Below are 18,792 nucleotides of genomic sequence, written 5' to 3'. Positions count from 1 at the left end.
CTCGCGGCCAGCGCATCGTTGTAGACCACCCGGGCACAGCCGAACGCACGGGCCAGCGCGATGCGCTGGCCCGGCGTCGGCTCGAGCCGGAAGGAATACCGCAGATACACGCGACCAACCTAACGACCGCCACTGACAACGCCGGTCCGCCCAGGGGCGAACCGGCTTCTTCTGCCCTGCTCCACAGGAGCTTCGATTCCTCCCCGACCTGAAGGCCGGGGTATCCACGAAGGAGACCTGATGACCCGCGTGGGCCCTCGCCGTTTTCGGCCCATCACGCAAACAGGTGAGAGATTGGTCCCGGCAGCGAGGTAATGATGGTTCTTGGACCTTGCGCATCTCGATCGACGTCGAAGACCACCTCAGTTGATCACCCGAGGACGGCGTCGGACCGGAACAACGGATCCGCGCCGAAGGCGCCCGAGCGATTCAGGCTCGGGAAGAACGCGAGGTCATCACCGTGGTCAGTCACTGCACCGCATTTTTCCGGCTACCGGTTACTCCGGAAGGAAAGAGTCATGGCGGACAAACCCAGCATCGTTTTCGTGCACGGCCTGTGGGCTGACGGCTCGTGCTTCAACAAGCTCATCCCCACGCTCCAGGCCGAGGGCCACACCGTCTGGGCATCGCAGCACGGCCTGGACTCGCTCGAGGGCGACGTCGCGTGCGTCACCCGAGGCATCAACCATGTACCCGGCCCCGTCGTGCTGGTGGGCCACTCGTACGGCGGCACCCTCATCACCAAGGCGGGCACGCACGACCGCGTCGGAGCTCTGGTGTACCTCTGCGCCCTCGCCCCGGACGAGACCGAGACCTCGCAGCAGCAGCAGGACAAGTTCGACAAGACGCCGGTGTTCGAGCACATCGAGGTCGCCGACAACCGCGTGTACCTCAAGGAGTCGGGCATCGGCCACTTCTGCGGCGACCTGCCCGAGGCCGAGCAGAAGCTCGTGCTGGCGACGGGGGCCGTGCCGATCGCCGACATCTTCAGCCAGCAGGTGCCCGGCACCGCCTGGCGCACGAAGCCCAGTTGGTTCGTCATCGGCAACCAGGACGAGACCGTGAACCCTGAACTCCAGCGGGCCGCCGTCGAACGCATGGGCGCGCACGGTCGCCCCGTCGACAGCAGCCACGTACCCATGCTGTCGCAGCCCGAGTTCGTTCTCGATGTCATCCGCGAGGCCGCGAAGTCGCTCTGAGGAAACACCGCATCGCCCCCACCCTCCGCTCACGGCCGCGCTCTCGCGGCCCCGGGCGGAGGGTGGGACCATCACGGCCGCCGGCGTTGATCGCACCGGTCTGCGGGTGTTTGCGGTCACCTGTGTGGGGGCGTGTCACCGGTATCTCGTAGGCTTCCGGCCATGAACGCGGGGGATTCCGGCAGACGGGTCATCGAGGGGCGCTTCGAGCTGGAGACGCGGCTCGGTGGCGGTGGCATGGGCACGGTGTGGCGTGCACGCGATCTGGTCCTCGACCGGGCCGTGGCGCTCAAGGAGGTACGGCCGCCCGATCCGGGTCTTGCCGAGTACGACCCGCAGGGCGCGGCGATGCTCCGGGCCCGAGTGCTGCGCGAGGCACGGGCGCTGGCGCGCGTCGATCACCCCAATGTGGTGACCATCCATCACGTGGTGGACGGCGGGGAGTACGTCTACCCGTGGCTCGTCATGGAACTGGTGACCGGCGGGTCGCTTCAGGACCGGCTCGACAAGGGGCCGTTGGCGCCCGTCGACGCCGCCCGGCTGGGCCGCGAGGTGCTGGCCGCGCTGCGCGCCGCGCACGACGTCGGCATCCAGCACCGGGACGTGAAGCCCGCCAACGTGCTGATGAGGCCCGACGGGCGTCCTGTCCTCACCGACTTCGGTATCGCGACCATCAGGGACTCGACCGCCCTGACCGCGACCGGGTCGATCATCGGCACGCCCGACTACATGGCGCCCGAGCGCGTCTCCGGGGGCGAGGGCGGCCCGGGTTCCGACCTGTGGTCGCTGGCGATGATGCTGTACGTGGCCGTCGAGGGGCATCACCCGCTGCGCAGGGGAACCACCCTCGCCACCCTGGCGGCCATGCTGAGCGAGCAGCTTCCGCCACCTGTCCGGGCCGGAGTCCTGACCGGGTTCCTGAACGCGGTGCTCGTCAAGAACCCGGCCGACCGGGTGGACGTGAGGACCGCGGACCGGTTGCTCGCGGAGGCGATCGAGGGCGGCAACACGGGTGCTGCCGCCGGGGCGGAGGGGGCCACGTCGTACCGGCTGGCCCCTCCGCCGGGTGCAACACCCCTGCCTTCCGCGCCGGTTGGGTCCGGACCGTCTGCCGGCTTCGGGCCGGCCGCCGGGTTCGGGCCGTCCACCGGGTTCGGGCCGACGGGCTTCGGGCCGCCGACTCCGTACCCGGCGGGCCCCACACGGCAGACGCCGGCGGGGCCGGGCAGCCGGGCGAAGAGCCGGATCGCGATCGCCTCGTCCGTCGTCGGGACCGTGATGGCGGGTGTCCTGGTGTGGACCCTGCTGCCGGACGGAGGCGACAAGGACGGTGGAAAGGCCGCCGGTTCAGGCGGTGCGACCTCCTCGGCCAGGACGAAGGACCCCACGCGCACGGCGTCCCGCCCGGCCCCGACGCCGACGCCGACGCCTCAAGCCGACGCGAAGACGGATCTGCTCACCCCCGCCGGCATCCGGACCGCGGTGAAGGAGATCAAGGCCGCGACCGGCACGAACCGCGCATGCGACCTCACCGTCTATCCGACGTATGTCCTGGCGAACGTCATGGTCAAGGGCAGTGACACCAAGTACGACAGCTACACCTACCGCCCGGGCCAGGGCGTCGAGAAGGGCATCATCAGCAGCGCGATCATCGGCGGCGAACGCCCCTTCAGTCTCGACGGCTTCGACTGGGACGTCCTTCCCGCCCTGCTGAAGCGGGCGAGGAAGGACCTGAACGTCCAGCGGCCGACCATGCGTTACGTCCTGGTCCGCCCTGCCGACGACACGTTCGACACCCCGCTGGGACTGGCCGTCTATCTCGCCGACGACCACGTCACCGGCTATCTGGACGCCGACCTGAAGGGCAAGGTGACCCGGGTGATGCCGGCTCAGGACTGAGCGGTCCGTCGGTATCGCCCGCGGTCGCGAACCGGATCCACGGCCTGCTCGCCTCGGGACGAGGCCGCGGCGGCCATGCGCGCCGGGCGCACGTAGGGTTGCGCTTTACACAGCGCGCGCCCCCCTCGCACTCCCCCGCACGCCAACGGTGCGAAAAAGGCTGGCAGTTCGGGAGCGCAGACACATGCTGTGACGTTAGAGGGGCAGGTGGCCCTTCCGTACAGGGTTGTCGTGGATCCTCCTTCTCGCAGCGTGACAATCGCCCGTGTCAGCCAGGAGCAATTGGCTCTATGCAGAAAGCTCGGAGCATAATGAGCTAGGCAAAGAGCTAGGAACTTTCTGTGCATGGCCGACGAAGTCGCGGGTACGTGCGCAGAGAAGGAGCGGCCATGACACACCCGATCGATCCAAGTCTGAACCGGCGCAAACTACGCCTTTCGCTGCGCCGGGCACGTGAGAACGCGGCTCTGAGCCAACGGGAGGCGGCCGAGCGCGTCGAGTGGTCCCAGTCGAAGCTGATCCGGGTGGAGACCGGCACGGTCGGCGTGTCGGTCAGCGACCTGCGGGCCCTGCTGGCGCTGTACGAGGTGACCGATCCCGAACGAGTGCAGGATCTCGAGCAGGCGGCAAGGGGCAGCAAGGGGCCGAGCTGGTGGTCCGGCTACCACGAGGTGATCACCCCTCAGTTCGCCCAGTACCTGGGATACGAAGGTGCGGCAACCTCCCTGCACACCTATCACCCCATCGTGGTGCCCGGGCACTTGCAGACCCGCGGTTACGCCGAAGCCCTCCTCGCCCCCCGCGACCTGGACGAGGACGTCTTCCGGAGGGTCGTGGACCTTCGCATGGAGCGTCAGCAGCGGATGTTCGACGACTCGGGCCGGCCGGCCTGCGTGTTCGTGCTCGACGAGGCAGCGGTACGACGTCAGATCGGAGGCAGGGACGTACTCGGCGAACAGCTGGACCACTTGCTCGCCCTCGGAAGCCGTCAGGAGATTTCCGTGAGGGTGCTGCCGTTCGAAGCGGGGGCGCACTACAGCACGCTGGGCAGTTTCGTCCTGCTGGGCTTCCCCGACGACGACGATCTTCTCTATCTGGAGCACGCCGCCGGCAGCATGACCGGCGGTGAGGACCTGCGCCTGCTGGCCCGTTACCAGGAGTGCCTCCAAGTGATCACGGATCTGGCGCTCAGCGAGTCGGAGTCGGCCGACCTGATCAGCCGCGTCCAGCAGGACCTCGGCGTCCGCTGAGCCGGGCCCCGTCAACGGTGACAGAAGCCAGGTGGAAGGGCCGGACATGGTCTCCAGGTCGATATGGCAGCGCCTGCTGGAGTGGGTGCGCACGAACACACTCGGCGGCGCGGAGCAGACCGGCGACCCGACGGATCAGGCCCTCATGGCACAGGCCATCCAGGACCCCGCCCAGGCACAGAATCTGATCGCGATAGAAAGGGCCCGTGCGGAGAACACACTGCAACTGGAAACGGCCCGCGGTCAGATGCGACTGCGGATGGCGGCTCGGCTCGGATTCATAGGCCTGGTCGCCCTGTTGATCATCGTGGCGGCCATCGCGTTCGTCACGGACAAGGCCGCCGGTCTCAAACTGTCACTGCCGACAGCCGGCACGGGATCCCTGACCCTGGGCGGCACCATGCTCCTCAGCGCGCTGGCCTGGTGGGGCAAGCGCGCCCACACACACCGCCGCTCGGCACGGACTAACGAGGGGAACCCGCCTGAGAACCATACGGAAGGCGATCAGAATCCGGTGGGGGCGCCGTAGGGGACACCCCCGCGCGCCACAGGCCGGCACCCACCGCCACGATGACGGCCACGGACACCCATAGGACCCGTTTGAGGACGACACTGTCGACCAGTGTCGATGCCGCTGCGGCGGCCACCGTGGCGACAACGCCGACGACGAACGTGAAAGTGATCGCTCCGCCTACCACTGCGGATCGGCTTCGGGCTTTACCTCCCGGACGGTGAGCAGCCGACGCTCCGGCGTCCATAAGCTCCCCTCCCCCTTGCCGCTGGCTGGTCAAGAACGTCACGGGCCCTGTAACTCCCCTGCCCTCACAGCGCCCAGGAATTCAGACCAGGCGCCATTGGTGAACGTCAAAGTAGGCCAGGCAGGTGCTTTCGAGTCACGGGTACGCACGCAGTCACGTTCCATCGCGACCTCCACGCACTCGCTCTCGTTACCGCACTTACTGCTCCTGCGCCACAAGGGTTTCCCCCCATGCACCACCTCAGATCCTCCCGATCCCCCGATCCGCCCTGATGGTGCGCAGTAACTCTAGTGGACGGTTGTGCACTACCGCAGAGCAACGCCGGATTGCCCCCGTCGGCCGCAACGAAGGGCGCCCGAAAGACTACCCACAGCAACCAGGGCCAAGGTTACGGTTACCTGAACGGAAACGCCATACGGGAACAGGCCGACCCGACACCGCCCCTTCACGGTCGCCGCCCCCACGTACAACACCCTTCCTCCGCAAGGCAGTTGACCCCCCGAAGCCATACGCTCCACGGGCTGCCCGGCCACGCGCCACAGCCTCGGCAGGGCTCCCACGCCCGCGCAGCGTTCATCCGGAAGCAGGACCACGAACCCCGTACAGGCCTCCCCGCTCCGCGGAAACCAGCCGTCCCTCAAGTGTCCCTGAAGCCCATGCGGCCATGCCGACGACCTCACATGACACGGACCCCGCCCCGGAATCAACGGCCGCCTGGCCCGACTCGATCATCGTCGGTGGCCGACCCCGCACCTGCCGGCATCGACGACCGGCCCGACGGCAGTTCGGATCTCGGCGGCTCCTGTGGCCCCCGGGCCGTCCGGGTGCCGGCAGAGCTGTGTCATCGGCTCTGCCGGCACTCGGGCTGGCTAGTGGTGGCCGCCGCGGCGGCCCGCCAGCCGGTGAACCGCCGTGACCAGCGTGTCCACCTCCTCGTGCGTGTTGTAGAAGGCGAACGAGGGCCGGACGGTGGCCTCCAGGCCGTAGCGGCGCAGGATCGGCTGCGCGCAGTGGTGTCCCGAACGGACCGCGATGCCCTCTTCGTTGAGCGCCGTGCCCACCTCGGCGGGCTCGTAGCCGTCCAGTACGAACGACACGATGCTCGCCTTGTGCGCGGCCGTGCCGACCAGCCGGAGTCCTGGCACCCCGCGCAGGCCTTCGGTGGCGTGCTCGACCAGGGTGTGTTCGTAGGCGCCGATCCGGGGCAGGCCGATGCGCTCGACGTAGTCGATGGCCGCGGCCAGGCCCACCGCGTCGGCGATGTTGCCGGTGCCGGCCTCGAAGCGGCCCGGCGGCGGCTGGTAGCTGGACCGCTCGAAGGTGACGTCGGTGATCATGTTGCCGCCGCCCTCCCACGGAGGCATGTCCTCGAGCACCTCCCGTTTGCCGTACAGCACCCCGATCCCGGTCGGTCCGAACAGCTTGTGCCCGGAGAAGACCAGGAAGTCCGCGTCCAGCGCCCTGACATCGATCGGCAGGTGCGGGACCGACTGCGCCGCGTCGACCAGGACACGCGCCCCGGCCCGGTGCCCGAGCTCGATGATCTTCTCGACCGGTACGACGGTGCCGAGCGCGTTGGACATCTGGGTGACCGCGACCAGTTTGGTGCGCTCGGACAGCAGCGCGGTGTACTCGTCGAGCAGCAGCTGCCCGGCGTCGTCGACCGGGATCACCTTGATCACCGCACCGGTCTGCTCCGCCAGCATCTGCCAGGGCACGATGTTGGCGTGGTGCTCCAGGCAGGAGATGACGATCTCGTCACCCGCACGGATGTTGCGGGGTCCCCATGCCTTGGCCACCAGGTTGATCGCCTCGGTGGTGCCCCGGACGAACACGATCTCCTCGGCGGAGCCCGCCCCGACGAACCGGGCGACGGTGTTCCTCGCGCCCTCGTAGGCGTCCGTCGCCCGGGCCGCGAGCTCATGCGCCGCGCGGTGGATGTTGGAGTTCTCCCGCGAGTAGAACTCGACCAGCCGGTCGATCACCGCGCGCGGCTTCTGCGTGGTCGCGGCGTTGTCCAGCCAGATCAGCGGACGGCCGTTGACCCGTTCGGACAGGATCGGGAAGTCCCGGCGGACCGCCTGCACGTCGAAGGCCGGGTGCGGGTCGGGCGGCAGCCCCATGGGGGCGGCGGGTGCGCCGGGTTCCTCGACGAAGTAGTACGGCGAGGTCGTGGCCGTCGGTGACACGAGGTCGGGCAGGGGCGGCAGCCCCAGGTGCCCGAAGCCGGGGAGCTCCGGCGCCTTCGCGGGGTATCCGGGCGCCTCGTCGAGGAAGTAGAACTGCCCGGTACCCGGGAGCCGGGCCGGTCCGGACACCGGCGGGAACAGCGATGCGGCGGGCGGCGGCCCCGGGGTCACCGGCGCGGCCGACGGCTCCGGTACGGGCCCGGCGAGTGCGGGTGCGCTCGCCGCGAACGTGGCCGGGGCGCTGGTCGGCGGCGGCCCGGCGGGCGGGCTCGTCCCCACGGCCGGCGCCGAGGAAGGCAGGTCCGCCTGCGGGCCCATCCCGGCCGTCGGCGCCGGAGAAGGCGGGTCCGCGGCCGGCAGTCCTGCCGGCGTCGGCCACTGCGACGGCCCCTCCACCCGCTGCTCCGACGGGCCGTCGAGGACCGGAGCCTGCGTGTCCGCCGGCTGGCCGGGGAGAGCGCGGAAGAACTCCCCGGCCAGCCGGTTCAGCGTCTCCTCGTCGGGCAGCCACGCCGGGGCGGCTTCGTTACCGGTAGCTGGGGGCGTAGTCATGGAACTTGTCCACCTCGACGTCGTCGAGCACGGCGAGCGCGTCCTCGGTGAGCACCGCGACCGAGCAGTACAGGGAGACCAGGTAGGAGGCGATGGCGCTGCGGTCGATCTGCATGAACCGCACCGACAGCCCCATCCCCTGCTCCCCGGAGAGCCCCGGCTGGAACAGTCCGACCACGCCCTGGCGCGACTCGCCGGTGCGCAGCAGCAGGAACTTCGTCCTGCCGTTCTCCAGCGGGACCTTGTCCGACGGGATGATCGGCAGACCGCGCCAGGTCAGGAACTGCGAGCCGAACATGCTCACCGTGGCCGGCGGAACACCGCGCCGGGTGCATTCCCGGCCGAACGCGGCGATCCCTTCCGGGTGGGTGAGGAAGAAGGCCGGCTGCTTCCACACCTTCGTGATGAGGGCGTCCAGGTCGTCCGGCGTCGGCGGCCCCGCCAGGGTGGAGATCCGCTGCGCGGGCGCCACGCTGGTCAGCATCCCGTAGTCGGGGCTGTTGATCAGCTCGCCCTCCTGATGCTCCTTCACCGCCTCGATGGTCAGCCGCAGTTGCTGTGCGGTCTGGTCGTGCGGGCTGGAGTACAGGTCGGCGATCCGGGTGTGGAGGTCCAGAACCGTCTGGACGGCCTTGAGCCGGTACTCACGGGGTTCCTGCTCGTAGTCGACGAAGGTGTCCGGCAGCGGCGACTCGTCGTAGTTGTCGCACTCGATGCGCACCGACTCCGGGTGAACGACCCTGTTCACCCGGTAGATGCCCGCCTCGACCGGCACCCAGGACATCAGGTGCACCAGCCAGCGAGGCGTGATGGAGGACATCTGCGGAATGGTCTTCGTGGCGTTGGCCAGGGTCCGCGCCGCGCGGTCGCCCACCGACATCGATCGCGACGGTGGATTCACAGCCGTGGTCATACAACGTCTCCTTGCCGCGCCCGAGGGGCAGGCACGCGTCATGGGGGGGGCGAGATCGTCGACGGCGATGCAAGCGGTCGAACCCTCTCGCACGCTCTCGCACGAACTTTCTCACTCACCCTCCCAGCGGCCCCGGTAGTGGTCCAATGCGTGTTTTCGAGGCTGTCATCGAAGCTGGCTATGATTCCCGAATGATCGACTTGAGTCGGCTGCGGATGCTGGTGGCTGTCGCCCGTGAAGGTTCGATCACGGCAGCCGCCGAGGCGCTGCACTACTCCCAGCCGACGGTGAGTCATCAACTCGTCAAACTCGAGGCCGAGGCCGGCGTACCGCTGTTACAGCGGATGGGGCGCGGAATCCGGCTCACCGAGGCCGGCCGGCTCCTGGTGGACCGCGCCGAGTCGATCCTGGCTCAGGTCGAATCGGTGCACGCCGAACTGGACGAACTGGCCGGGCTGCGCACCGGCCGGGCCCGCCTGGCCGCCTTTCCCTCGGCGCTGGCCACCCTGGTGCCGCTTGCGGCCGCGCGCGTCTCCGACCAGTACCCCGGTATCGAACTCACCCTCACCGAAGCCGAACCGCCGGACGCGCTCAGCGCCCTGCGCAACAACGACGTCGACGTGGCGCTGATCTTCGAACACGGCGACCCGCCCCAGCGCGACCGCCGCGACATCACCATGACGCCACTTCTCGACGAGCCCCTGTACGTGGTCACACCCGCCGACCGCTCCTGGGACGGACCTCCGTCGGAGCTCGCCACCTACGCCGAGACCCGCTGGATAGCCGGGTGCGAACGCTGCCGCGAGCATCTCGTCGCCGCCTGCGGGCGAGCCGGGTTCTCACCGATCGTCGAGTTCGAGACCGACGACTACGTCGCCGTACAGGCGCTCGTCGCGGCCGGGCTGGGCGTGAGCCTGCTGCCCGGGCTCACCCTCCTCGCCAACCGGCACCCCGGGGTCAGGCTCGAACGGATCTCCGGCATGCGCCGGCAGGTCGTGGCCGCGGTGTACGGCAAGCCGCCCGCGTCCCAGCCCGCCCAAGTGCTCCTCGACGCCCTCAACGCGACCGTCTCCGAACCGCGATGGCCGTCCTGACCTGGCCCAGGCGCCGGCCGGGCAGGTTCGCCGCGGCGGCGTCCGCGATCCGGCCCGCTGAGCGAGCAGGGCCTCGACGGCGCTACCGGGCAGGTGAGCGCTGGTTCCGGGACGAGGTGCCGGAGGTACGGGAGCCGGAGGCGCCCGGCTTCGAGGGGGCCCAGGTCGGCTTGGCCGTCGCCTCGGCCAAGCCGGGCTCGGCCAGGGTGAGTCCCCAGGAGTCGTCGTCCCCTGTGCGGGCCTCGATCTCCTTGATCTGGCCGCTCTTGGCGAAGTAGAGGACCACCACCTGCCGCACGGAACCCTCGTCGTAGAAGTCCGCTGCCACCTCTCCCCTGGCGGCGCCGCCGAAGGCCTTGACCCAGTTGCGGGCCGTGGCGTCGGCGTGTGTGTCGTCGACGGCGAGCGCGGCCAGTCCGTCGACGTCGCCGTCGGCGAGCCGCCACACGGCCTTCTGCACCGTCTCGAGGCTTCCCGTGGAGGGGTAGCCGACGACCCGCAGCGGCCGGTGACTGCTGTAGTCCGTCTGGTACGTCAGGGATTTGTCGTTTGACGCGCAGCCTGTCAGCAGTCCGCCCGTGACGACGGCGGCCAGGGTGATACGGGTGAGTCGTGTCGTGCGTGTCATGGTCAGGACCTCGCCTTCGGGCGGAGGATGACGACCCGCTCGATGTAGTGGGGCGTGCCGCGGTGGCGCGGGATGTCGGCCGCGAGGGCCTTGGTCAGGCGGCCAGGCGGCCAGGCGGCGATCAAGGAAACGCCAAGCTAGCGCCTGGCTGGTGTGCACACATCGCCTAGAGGGCGCTTTATCCCCTTGCGATCACGTTTGGTACGCGGTGGGCTTTGTCACGAAGAACTGAGGGAACCTCAAGTCCCCTTTTGCCGTGCGCCCTTGCCTCGTCCTGCCGGGTCGGCCCGGGCGAGCGGCCGGCGGACCGGGGCCGGGCCCCGTCCGACTCAGACACCTCGATCGGCGGGTGCACGACCGGTGGGGCGTAAGCGGGTGCGGACACCGGTCGGTGCGGGTGCGCCAGGGCATGACGGCAGGTCATAGGCCCCTTGTCGGGGCTGCGTTGTCAGTGGAGGGCGATACGTTCGGTGTCTTGGAACCGTTGTTGCCCGACAGGAGTGGACGATGACCGAGAGCAGTGCGCTGCCCGTGCTCAGGGTGGTGCTCACCGACGTCAACGAGCGTGTGGTGCAGGCGTGGCGCGCCGCGTTCGCCGACACGCCCGGCATCGAGATCCGCAAGGGCTCGATCCTCGACGAGGACGTCGACGCCTGGGTCACCCCCACCAACTCCCTGGGCCGGATGGACGGCGGGGTCGACGCCGTCATCAAGCGGTACCTGGGGTCGGGCATCCAGGTGCGTGTCCAGCGGGCGATCCGGGACGGGTTCGCCGGGCCCATGCCGGTGGGCAGCGCGGTCTGCGTCCCGTCCGGCGCGACCGTTCCCCGGTATCTGATATCGACGCCGACGATGGTGCGCTCCTCGCAGAACGTGAGTGCCACGCTGAACGTGGCGCTGGCGTGCGCGGCCGCTTTCCAGGCCGTTCACCGGCAGAACCGGAAGAAGCCCGGGAGCATCCGGTCCGTGGCACTGGTCGGGCTGGGGGCACAGACCGGCCAGGTGCCGGCGCGGGTGTGCGCCAATCTGATGTGGACCGGCTACACGCTCTTCCACGACCACTGGTTCGAGGACGACGACGAGCTGCGCTCCACGATCGTCTCCCAGCTGCGCGGAATCGAGAACGCGCCCGACGACCAGCGGGTGCGCATCGTGCCACCGGCGGCCGCCACGCCGGCGCCCGTGGCCCCCGCGCCCTCCCCTCCTTCCTCTCCTTCTGCCACGACGGGTGAAAGCGCCTCCGCCATGACCGGATCGACGACCGGCGTCCCGGCTCCGGGCCAGCCGCCGCAGCCCCAGCCCGGTGCGAGCGACCCCCTCGCCCTCGCCGAGCTCTTCGACGGCGGCGGGGAGTCCTGGCTCCCGCTGCTCAAGCCGGTCATCGAGGCGCAGCCGGATGCCGCGCGGTTCATCGGGAAGGGCCGCAGCCATGAGGTGGTCCCGGTCCGCGAGTTGACGTTCCAGGCGCTCAAGCCGAACCCGCCGCACAAGTGGAAGGTTGTGGTCTTCGGGCAGAACCCGTATCCGCGGCCGGAGAGCGCCACCGGCATCGCCATGTTCGACAACACCTTCAGTAACTGGAAGGACAGCCAGTTCGGCCGGGTCGTCAGCATTCGGTGCCTCATCAAGGCGGCGGCGATGTGGAAGTACGGCATCGTCAAGAAGACCCCGATCGCCGATGTGCGGGCGCTGTTGAAGGAGCGGGACACGGTCGAGCCGCCGGAGTGGTTCCAGGCGATGCTGACGCAGGGCGTGCTCCTGCTGAACGCGTCACTGACCGCGAGCGGGGACGGGGCGATGGGGGCCGACCAGCACACGGCGTTCTGGCGGCCGGTCGCCGAACGGATCGTCGAGGAGATCCTCAAGGCCAAGCAGGACGCGGCCGAGGAGGACCGCGGGGTCGTGTTCGCGTGGTGGGGGGCGCATGCCCGCAGCCTGAAGCGGATTGTCCTGCGGCTCCAGCAGAAGTACCCGGACGTCGAGGTGCGGCATCTGGACCACGCCAACCCGGCGGCACAGGGCGACATCTTCTGCGAGGGCGACCACTTCGCCCAGGTCAACGACGCTCTGGCCTCGGTGGGCGCCGACGGCATCGACTGGCTGCCGAGCAAGGGGTGGAACGAGACGGCGGTCGGCGCGGGCGGTGCGGACGGGGGTGCCGCGGCGCGCATGGGCGCTTTCATCGAATCGACCATGAACCTGCACCAGCTGTATCTGGAACGCCTGACCGGCGTCAAGGACGAGGGCCTGGTCCTGCCCGCGATCACCGGTGTCTTCGACACCGCGCTGATGGACTTCCACGACGCCCTCGCCCCGGTCTCCGCGGCGCTGTCCGGGCTCGCCGGGCACATCCAGCGCTCCCGCGACTTCGGCAAGCAGCGTGCGGACCGGGTGACCGACGACGGTCCGTCCGCCGACGCGATCGCAGCGCTTCACCTCTACACCTGTGAGTCGGCCTTCTACCGTGAGATCAACAGCGTTCTGCGCTCCCCCGACCGCACCAGGGTCGCGCCCTACCTGCCGTATCTACGGCTGCTGTTCTCGGCGGTCTCGAAGCTGCCGGCCTACACGCAACCACTGTGGCGCGGGGTGTCGCTGGACCTTCGGGCGCAGTACCCGGTGGGCCGGACGGTGACCTGGTGGGGTGTCTCCTCCTGTACTTCCGAGCTGAAGGTGGCCAGGGCGTTCCTGGGCAGCCGCGGCAAGCGGACGCTCTTCGAGGTGACGCCGGCCCGTGCGGTCGGGATCAAGCGCTTCTCCGCCTTCACCGGCGAGGAGGAGTACATCCTCACGCCAGGTACGCAGCTCAAGGTGACGGAGGTCAAGAGCGAGGCCCGCGGGCTGTGCACGGTCCGGCTGAGCGAGGTCGCGGACGCCGCTCCCGTGGTGTGCTGAACGGCCCCGCCGTTCACGAGGGCCACGGTCGTGGTTGCCGGACACTCACGCCCGGCAACCAGGTGGCGGCGGCTCATGGCGGCAAGGGCTGTCGGTCTTCTCCTTCCGGCCGGGCCAGTCCGGATCGTCCTCGGCACCAGGAAGATCCCGATGCCCCTCGTTCCACGGATTCGTCCAGCCGCAGGCCCCGCACGAGTACCGCCCGTTCACCCCGGCGATCTCGGTCCCGCACCTGCGGCAGCCCGTCGTCGTGATTTCCTGCGTGTCCAGGAACGCCGCGGCCGCCGCGGCGGTTGCGGCCGAGTCAGGCGGGGGCTGCGGGGTGCGTTGCGGGCGTCTCACGGACCAGACACTACTCGCGGTCCCGGAGCGGCACAGGACATCGGGCCGCACCGAGCAGGAGAGCCCGTCACCCGCTCTGACCTGCCCGCACTCAGTCCTGTGCAACGCCCTTCAGCGGGCGCGGGCGACGATCCTCGGGACGATGAGGTTGTGGAAGGGCTGGATGGCCCTGAAGTACAGGCGTCCGGCCCGCCGGTGGTAGCGCACGACCGTGGTGCAGACGCCTTCCAGGCCTGCGGCCCCCTCCCGTACGGCGAAGGAGGTGCGGAAGTCCAGGTGCTTGTCGTCGTCACCGGTGAGTACCTCGTCATCGGAGACGGTCAGGACCCGGAAGGGGCCCAGCCGCGCTCCGGGTTCGACCCGGATCTCATCGGGGGCGACTCTCTTCTGGACATGCAGCCCGAACGGCGACACCAGCTTGTCCCGCACGGTCATCAGCCCGTGCACCCACCCCGGTGTTCCTGCCAGTACCCTCCGGGCGAATTCCGTGGCATTGGTTCCCGGAGCCAGGTCCACCGCGACCGCGTCCACGTGGTCGCAGCCGCCCAGGCTCGCCAGCGCCGCATCCACGACGGGTACGACACTCCTGCGCACGCGCATTCCTGCCCTGCGCCCCATGGTTCCTCCCGTCCCCTCGTACGCCTACACCTGACCCAGTCCGCCCACCAGGAGGAACACCACCGCCACCTGGCCTTCCGCAAGGTCCACCCCACCATCCTCCGCCTCATCGACGACCACCACCAACGCCCTCCGAGCAGGCCGCCGACGCGGGCTGTCGGGGCACCATCGTGGTTCCTGGCCGGCGGGACGGCGCAGGGACAGGGCGGGGGTGCTGCGCAGCACCAGGAAGGTGACACGGGTACGGGTGCGACGGGTGGGCAGGACGGCCGGTTCCGCCTGCCATTCCTGTCGCCATCGGCGGGCGCGGGCGTCACGGGACGATGGTGGCCGTGTCCCACACGATGAGCGTGTCGCCACGGTCCCTGGTCATCAGGTGTTTTCGGTCGGGTGCCATGCGGCAGTCGAGTACGACGTCCGTGTGGGCCTCGAGGGTGTTCAGGAGTTCGCCGGTGCGGGTCGAGCGGATCTGCACGCTTCGGGCGTCGGGCACGGCGAGCCAGTCCTCGGTGGTGGCGAAACGTGTTCGTGTCCGATCCAGCGTGAAACGCTCACGAAGGCCGGGCAGTTCCAGGACTCGGAGGCGGTACAGGTCGCCGATCGCGATCCACGAGCCGTCCGGGGCCAGGCCGAGCCGGTGGATCTCGTGCGGTTGATCGGGCAGTTCCGCGAGCAGTCGCCCGGAACGCGGGTCCCAGAGCAGGATCTGCCCCCTGCGGCCGCAGGCGGCCAGGGTTGCTCCGTCGGCGGCGAGCGCCAGATGCGACATGCCCTGCGACGTGGGCTTCGTGCCTCGGCGTTCGTTGGTGAGGGGGTGGACGAAGCTGCCGGTCGAGGCGTTGTAGGCCACCCACATGCCGTCGGGACCGTATACGGACTCCCCCACGGTGCCGATTTTGAAGGGGAGTATTTCCTCTCCGCTGACGGCGTCCCAGGCCTGGGCCTTCTGGCCCACCGATCTGGTCATGATGAATCTGCCGTCGGGAGCGACGGCGCAGTGCCGGAGCATGTCGGACGGGCCTCGGATCGCCTGTCGCAGGGCCTGGGTTTCCAGGTCGTAGACGTGGACGAGCCGGTCGTTTCCGACCGCCACCAGCCATGTGGCGTCCGGCGCGAGGGCGAAGTCGAAGGTGAATCGGGGCAACCGCAGCACGGCACGGACCGCCGACCGCGGCGGGGCCACGAACTGCCTTGTGGCGGTGGGCTGTTCCGGTTCTCCGTGGTGGTCCGCGTGGGCTCGTGGAGGCGGCATACGGCCCAGGGCCCGCAGCACCTCGGCCTGCTTCACCGGATCCAGCCGGGAGTCATGCTCCGCTCCGTTCATGGCCTCATCGATCACCGAAGCGGTGGCTCTGGACTCCGGGGAGTCGACCAGGGCCAGATCGGCCAGCAGGCTCTGCGCTCCCAACCGTTGGACCTTGGCGATCTGCCACTCTGGAAGCGTGACGAGTCTGGCGGCCTGAGCCGGGTCGCAGTGCTGCATGTGCCACACCAGATGCCGCCACCAGTACCCGGCGCCGGCAGGCAGAGCCGACCAGGGGGCACCGGGTTTCAGCAGGGCGAGGGCGTTGTCCACGAGCCGTCCGTGCCAGTCGGCCGCCTCGTCCTTCGACCAGCGCGACCTCAGACGCTCGTGCAGGGTTTCCGGGACAGTCAGTCGCCACCTGCCGTCGTCGGCCTTGGCGGCGCGCACGAGGCCGGCTCGCTCGAAGTCCTCCAGCAGGACCAGGGTGCGGTGACCGTGGCGACTCGGTCCGGAGTCCATGTCGGCCCAGGCGTCTTTGACCTCGGTCATGTCCAGTTCGACGCCGGGAGGGACAGCCGCCAGACGCCGGGCGTCGAGGGAATCCGCGCCGCTGAGCCCCAGGTCCTCCAGCGCCCGGCCGATGGGGTCATCGCCCCAGTCCTTGTGGCCTGTTGTCCGCTCCCAGTGTTCTCTGAGCCGGCGATCGAGCCGGCGCCGACCCCAGCGTGTTGTCATCGCCTGCGCCCCTCCCACCCGGACACCCAGTGAAACAGTTCGAACGCCTGTATGCGGGCATTCCCTTCAGGCCGGCACGACGATCAGCCACCCGGACCGGTGATGGCCGGCCGCGACAGCGCCTGTCGTGGCGGAGCCTCCCTTCGGCAACGAGGGGTTGAGTGTCAGCTCAGCGGGAGAGTCGTGTCGCGCAGGATGGCCAGGGTCGAGGAATACGCGCGCGTCTTGATGGTCGCCAGAGTGTGGCCGGCCTTGTCGGCCTGGGACCGGGCAAGTTCGATGGCGGCTGTGCGCACCTCGTGCTCGGCGACCGCTCGGCTTGTGATGCCGGCGGCGACGGCGTCGGGTCCGCCGTAGCGATGCGCTGTCAGCATGGCTTGGTGGGCGGTCTGTGGAGTGAGCCGCGCCTGGATGAGTGCGGACATCCCTGGTGCGAAGGGGATGTTGATGTCCGCTTCGGGCAGGCACCAGTACCCCCGGTCCGCGCGCATGATCCGGAAGTCGTGCGCGAGGGAGAACATCGCACCGGCCGCAAAGGTGTGACCTTGCAGCGCGGCAACCGTGATGACCGGCAGGGACAGCATCCGTGCAAAGAGCTCTTGGACGGAGACGACGTAGTCCCGGTGCTCGTCCAGATGCGCAAAGAGCCACTCCAGGTCCAGGCCGTTCGAGTAGAACTTGCCTGTCGCGGCCGTCACCAGCGCGCGGGGCCCTGTGGCCCTCTCGACCTCGTCCAACGCCGTGTTGACGTCGGCGAGCCAGTCGGGGTGGAAACGGTTCTCGCCGTTTCCGAGGTCGAGAACGAAGACGTCGTCCTGGCGGTCGAGGGTGGGCATGGTGCTCCTTCGGTGCTGGTGGATCGGTTATTGCGCCCGGCCGGCGAGTTCGCCGCGGAGTGGCGTCAGCGCTCCGGTCGGGCTGCCGTCGGAGGGCGCGAGCAGCCCATGGGCGGGTGCGGTTCACGACAGGTGGCCGGGTCGGCTGCCTCTTCTTGCGGGTTCGGCCCGACCGCCTGTACACGGCGGTCCACGGGCTCGTCCCCACCGGTGGCCATCACGCGTAGCCAGGAGGCCAAGTCACCCCTCACGGCAGGGCTTTCGGATTCCAAGTCCGCGAACCGGGCGCAAGGCTGCTTCAGGGAAGCCGTGGTGGCGGCGGTGCGTCAGGACAGCGTGTACACCGGCGATCAGACGCCTCGTCAACTCGCCGACGGCCGTCGGCTCTGCCCAGACATGTGACTATCGTTCACCGGCTGGAGCAAGCATTCGTGCGAGGCTGCCGGCCGCTCGGGTGAGCCGAATGTGGCGACCGTAGGGCTGGAGTACTGCATAGCCGAGTTCTTCTTCCAACTCGGCCAGCCGGCTGCACACTTCGAGCGGTGTCATCTTCAGTGCACCGGCAGCCTTCGACAGAGTTCCATGGCGTTCCACAGCGTGCAGTATTTCCAGTTGATCATCGCTGACCACGGCAACCCTCCGGACAGTTCGGCGAGGGCCCGGACGTCGTTACCGGCGGCTACGGACCAGACGGTGACCGACGATTGATGCTCCGACCCGGCCGGTCCTCCGCGCTTCTCGCGCTTTCCGTCGAGATCGTCGTCTTCACAGCGCCAGAGCGCTCTCTCTTCCGAAAGCAGGCTGACATGCGACGTTGTCGTGTTGATGAGTATTCGGTGCTCACGAGCCGGCCGTCCGGGCCGGCCGCTCCGGCTTTCCAGACGGGCTCGGTGAGGCTAAGAGGTTCGCGGCTCCAGGAGAACCGAGGCGGAGAGAGCCGGGCAGCCGGCGACAGGGGATCGGCGGCTGCCGCCCTCGGGCGTGTCTCGGCGAGGCCGTCCATGCGTCGGCCCCGCCTGCTCGGCCGGCCCTTGCACGGTTCTACTCGGCTTTGGAGCGTCCGACCTTGCGCAACAAGTCGGCGAGCTGCTCCTGTTCGCGTGCCGAGAGGCCGTCCAGGTCATCGGTGATGGCCTGGACGTAGGCGGGCATGGTTTCTTCCACCGCCGCGCGTCCGGCATCGGTGAGTTCGATCATGACGACCCGGCGGTCGTAAGGGGCCTTCTCGCGGCGGACCAGGCCTCGCTTCTCCAGGTTGGAGATGACCACCGTGAAGTTGTTCGGGCTCTTCAGGTGCTTCTCGGCCAGGCGCCCGGCGGGCAGCGGGCCCACGTAGTACAGGGTCTCCAGAGCGCCGAACTGACTCGTCGTGAGCCCGGAGGCGAGCAAGGGGCCACTGGTTCGCGCTTCGACGGATGCGGCTGCGCGGATGAGCTTGATGAAGAGGTCCAGCGAGCGCTTCTCGCGGGCGCTCCCGTCGTAGTGCGTCGGCATCGCACGCCCTCTCCGTCACTGTCTGCGGCCGTGGTCGACCCTATCTCGAAAACTTTTCCTTCCAACTGGAATAGTCATGGTCCATGTGTATGTTGTGGAGGGTGACTCACCCGACCAGCCCACACAAGGAGCACACCGTGAGCA

General features: G+C 69.1%; 16 protein-coding genes. 6 read left to right on the top strand and 10 right to left on the bottom strand.

Going from position 1 to position 18,792, the window contains the following annotated elements:
* Window positions 1–110: helix-turn-helix domain-containing protein (locus ACZ4AA_RS37905; RefSeq protein ID WP_467612855.1), on the bottom strand; the 110-nt coding region annotated here is incomplete at its 3' end.
* A gap of 408 nt (window positions 111–518) precedes the next feature.
* Between ACZ4AA_RS37905 and ACZ4AA_RS37900 the strand changes: the two genes are divergently transcribed.
* From ACZ4AA_RS37900 to ACZ4AA_RS37885, 4 genes are all read left to right on the top strand, one after another.
* Window positions 519–1,199, top strand: coding sequence for an alpha/beta fold hydrolase (locus tag ACZ4AA_RS37900; protein WP_467613151.1), 681 nt, complete (start codon window positions 519–521; stop codon window positions 1,197–1,199).
* A gap of 162 nt (window positions 1,200–1,361) precedes the next feature.
* Complete coding sequence (locus tag ACZ4AA_RS37895; protein WP_467613148.1) at window positions 1,362–3,098, top strand: serine/threonine-protein kinase; 1,737 nt, start codon at window positions 1,362–1,364, stop codon at window positions 3,096–3,098.
* A 389-nt stretch (window positions 3,099–3,487) separates the two neighbouring features.
* Window positions 3,488–4,348, top strand: coding sequence for a helix-turn-helix domain-containing protein (locus ACZ4AA_RS37890; protein WP_467613145.1), 861 nt, complete (start codon window positions 3,488–3,490; stop codon window positions 4,346–4,348).
* A 46-nt stretch (window positions 4,349–4,394) separates the two neighbouring features.
* Window positions 4,395–4,877, top strand: coding sequence for a hypothetical protein (locus tag ACZ4AA_RS37885; RefSeq protein ID WP_467613142.1), 483 nt, complete (start codon window positions 4,395–4,397; stop codon window positions 4,875–4,877).
* A gap of 267 nt (window positions 4,878–5,144) precedes the next feature.
* Here ACZ4AA_RS37885 and ACZ4AA_RS37880 read toward each other — a convergent pair whose 3' ends face one another.
* The 3 genes from ACZ4AA_RS37880 to ACZ4AA_RS37870 all read right to left on the bottom strand — a co-directional run bounded on the left by ACZ4AA_RS37880 (window position 5,145) and on the right by ACZ4AA_RS37870 (window position 8,760).
* Window positions 5,145–5,270, bottom strand: a complete 126-nt coding sequence (locus tag ACZ4AA_RS37880) for a DUF397 domain-containing protein (protein WP_467613139.1) — start codon at window positions 5,268–5,270, stop codon at window positions 5,145–5,147.
* A gap of 705 nt (window positions 5,271–5,975) precedes the next feature.
* Window positions 5,976–7,847, bottom strand: coding sequence for a family 2A encapsulin nanocompartment cargo protein cysteine desulfurase (locus tag ACZ4AA_RS37875; protein ID WP_467613136.1), 1,872 nt, complete (start codon window positions 7,845–7,847; stop codon window positions 5,976–5,978).
* A complete protein-coding gene (locus ACZ4AA_RS37870; protein ID WP_467613133.1) occupies window positions 7,822–8,760 on the bottom strand; it encodes a family 2A encapsulin nanocompartment shell protein in 939 nt (312 codons plus the stop codon). The genes ACZ4AA_RS37875 and ACZ4AA_RS37870 overlap by 26 nt, the downstream gene beginning before the upstream one ends.
* Before the next feature lie 191 nt (window positions 8,761–8,951).
* Here ACZ4AA_RS37870 and ACZ4AA_RS37865 point away from each other — a divergent pair, with 191 nt between their 5' ends.
* Window positions 8,952–9,854, top strand: a complete 903-nt coding sequence (locus ACZ4AA_RS37865) for a LysR family transcriptional regulator (RefSeq protein WP_467613129.1) — start codon at window positions 8,952–8,954, stop codon at window positions 9,852–9,854.
* Window positions 9,855–9,936: 82 nt separating this feature from the next.
* On the opposite strand, the gene ACZ4AA_RS37860 is transcribed toward ACZ4AA_RS37865, so the two are convergent.
* Window positions 9,937–10,482, bottom strand: a complete 546-nt coding sequence (locus ACZ4AA_RS37860; RefSeq protein WP_467613126.1) for a hypothetical protein — start codon at window positions 10,480–10,482, stop codon at window positions 9,937–9,939.
* A gap of 507 nt (window positions 10,483–10,989) precedes the next feature.
* Between ACZ4AA_RS37860 and ACZ4AA_RS37855 the strand changes: the two genes are divergently transcribed.
* Window positions 10,990–13,377: an ADP-ribosyltransferase domain-containing protein gene (locus ACZ4AA_RS37855; RefSeq protein ID WP_467613123.1), complete on the top strand. Its 2,388-nt coding sequence runs from the start codon at window positions 10,990–10,992 to the stop codon at window positions 13,375–13,377.
* Between the two features lie 453 nt (window positions 13,378–13,830).
* On the opposite strand, the gene ACZ4AA_RS37850 is transcribed toward ACZ4AA_RS37855, so the two are convergent.
* From ACZ4AA_RS37850 to ACZ4AA_RS37830, 5 genes are all read right to left on the bottom strand, one after another.
* Window positions 13,831–14,313, bottom strand: coding sequence for a DUF2867 domain-containing protein (locus tag ACZ4AA_RS37850; RefSeq protein ID WP_467613120.1), 483 nt, complete (start codon window positions 14,311–14,313; stop codon window positions 13,831–13,833).
* A 337-nt stretch (window positions 14,314–14,650) separates the two neighbouring features.
* Window positions 14,651–16,318 carry a hypothetical protein gene (locus ACZ4AA_RS37845; RefSeq protein ID WP_467613117.1) on the bottom strand — a complete coding sequence of 556 codons (1,668 nt, stop codon included), beginning with the start codon at window positions 16,316–16,318 and terminating at the stop codon, window positions 14,651–14,653.
* Window positions 16,319–16,482: 164 nt separating this feature from the next.
* Window positions 16,483–17,154: an enoyl-CoA hydratase-related protein gene (locus ACZ4AA_RS37840; protein WP_467613114.1), complete on the bottom strand. Its 672-nt coding sequence runs from the start codon at window positions 17,152–17,154 to the stop codon at window positions 16,483–16,485.
* 402 nt (window positions 17,155–17,556) lie between these two features.
* Window positions 17,557–17,784: a helix-turn-helix domain-containing protein gene (locus ACZ4AA_RS37835; RefSeq protein ID WP_467613111.1), complete on the bottom strand. Its 228-nt coding sequence runs from the start codon at window positions 17,782–17,784 to the stop codon at window positions 17,557–17,559.
* Between the two features lie 411 nt (window positions 17,785–18,195).
* Entirely contained in the window at window positions 18,196–18,648 is a 453-nt protein-coding gene (locus ACZ4AA_RS37830) for a MarR family winged helix-turn-helix transcriptional regulator (RefSeq protein ID WP_467613107.1), read from the bottom strand.
* Window positions 18,649–18,792 lie beyond the last annotated feature (144 nt).

This window comes from Streptomyces sp. NPDC024698 (assembly GCF_055559015.1).
This window is presented reverse-complemented; position numbering and strand designations above follow the sequence as displayed.

Bases quoted from the DNA above. Each gene is read 5' to 3' on its own strand.
- ACZ4AA_RS37900 (WP_467613151.1), top strand. From the start codon at position 519: ATGGCGGACAAACCCAGCATCGTTTTCGTGCACGGCCTGTGGGCTGAC.
- ACZ4AA_RS37895 (WP_467613148.1), top strand. From the start codon at position 1,362: ATGAACGCGGGGGATTCCGGCAGACGGGTCATCGAGGGGCGCTTCGAG.
- ACZ4AA_RS37890 (WP_467613145.1), top strand. From the start codon at position 3,488: ATGACACACCCGATCGATCCAAGTCTGAACCGGCGCAAACTACGCCTT.
- ACZ4AA_RS37885 (WP_467613142.1), top strand. From the start codon at position 4,395: ATGGTCTCCAGGTCGATATGGCAGCGCCTGCTGGAGTGGGTGCGCACG.
- ACZ4AA_RS37880 (WP_467613139.1), bottom strand. From the start codon at position 5,270: ATGGAACGTGACTGCGTGCGTACCCGTGACTCGAAAGCACCTGCCTGG.
- ACZ4AA_RS37875 (WP_467613136.1), bottom strand. From the start codon at position 7,847: ATGACTACGCCCCCAGCTACCGGTAACGAAGCCGCCCCGGCGTGGCTG.
- ACZ4AA_RS37870 (WP_467613133.1), bottom strand. From the start codon at position 8,760: ATGACCACGGCTGTGAATCCACCGTCGCGATCGATGTCGGTGGGCGAC.
- ACZ4AA_RS37865 (WP_467613129.1), top strand. From the start codon at position 8,952: ATGATCGACTTGAGTCGGCTGCGGATGCTGGTGGCTGTCGCCCGTGAA.
- ACZ4AA_RS37860 (WP_467613126.1), bottom strand. From the start codon at position 10,482: ATGACACGCACGACACGACTCACCCGTATCACCCTGGCCGCCGTCGTC.
- ACZ4AA_RS37855 (WP_467613123.1), top strand. From the start codon at position 10,990: ATGACCGAGAGCAGTGCGCTGCCCGTGCTCAGGGTGGTGCTCACCGAC.
- ACZ4AA_RS37845 (WP_467613117.1), bottom strand. From the start codon at position 16,318: ATGACAACACGCTGGGGTCGGCGCCGGCTCGATCGCCGGCTCAGAGAA.
- ACZ4AA_RS37840 (WP_467613114.1), bottom strand. From the start codon at position 17,154: ATGCCCACCCTCGACCGCCAGGACGACGTCTTCGTTCTCGACCTCGGA.
- ACZ4AA_RS37830 (WP_467613107.1), bottom strand. From the start codon at position 18,648: ATGCCGACGCACTACGACGGGAGCGCCCGCGAGAAGCGCTCGCTGGAC.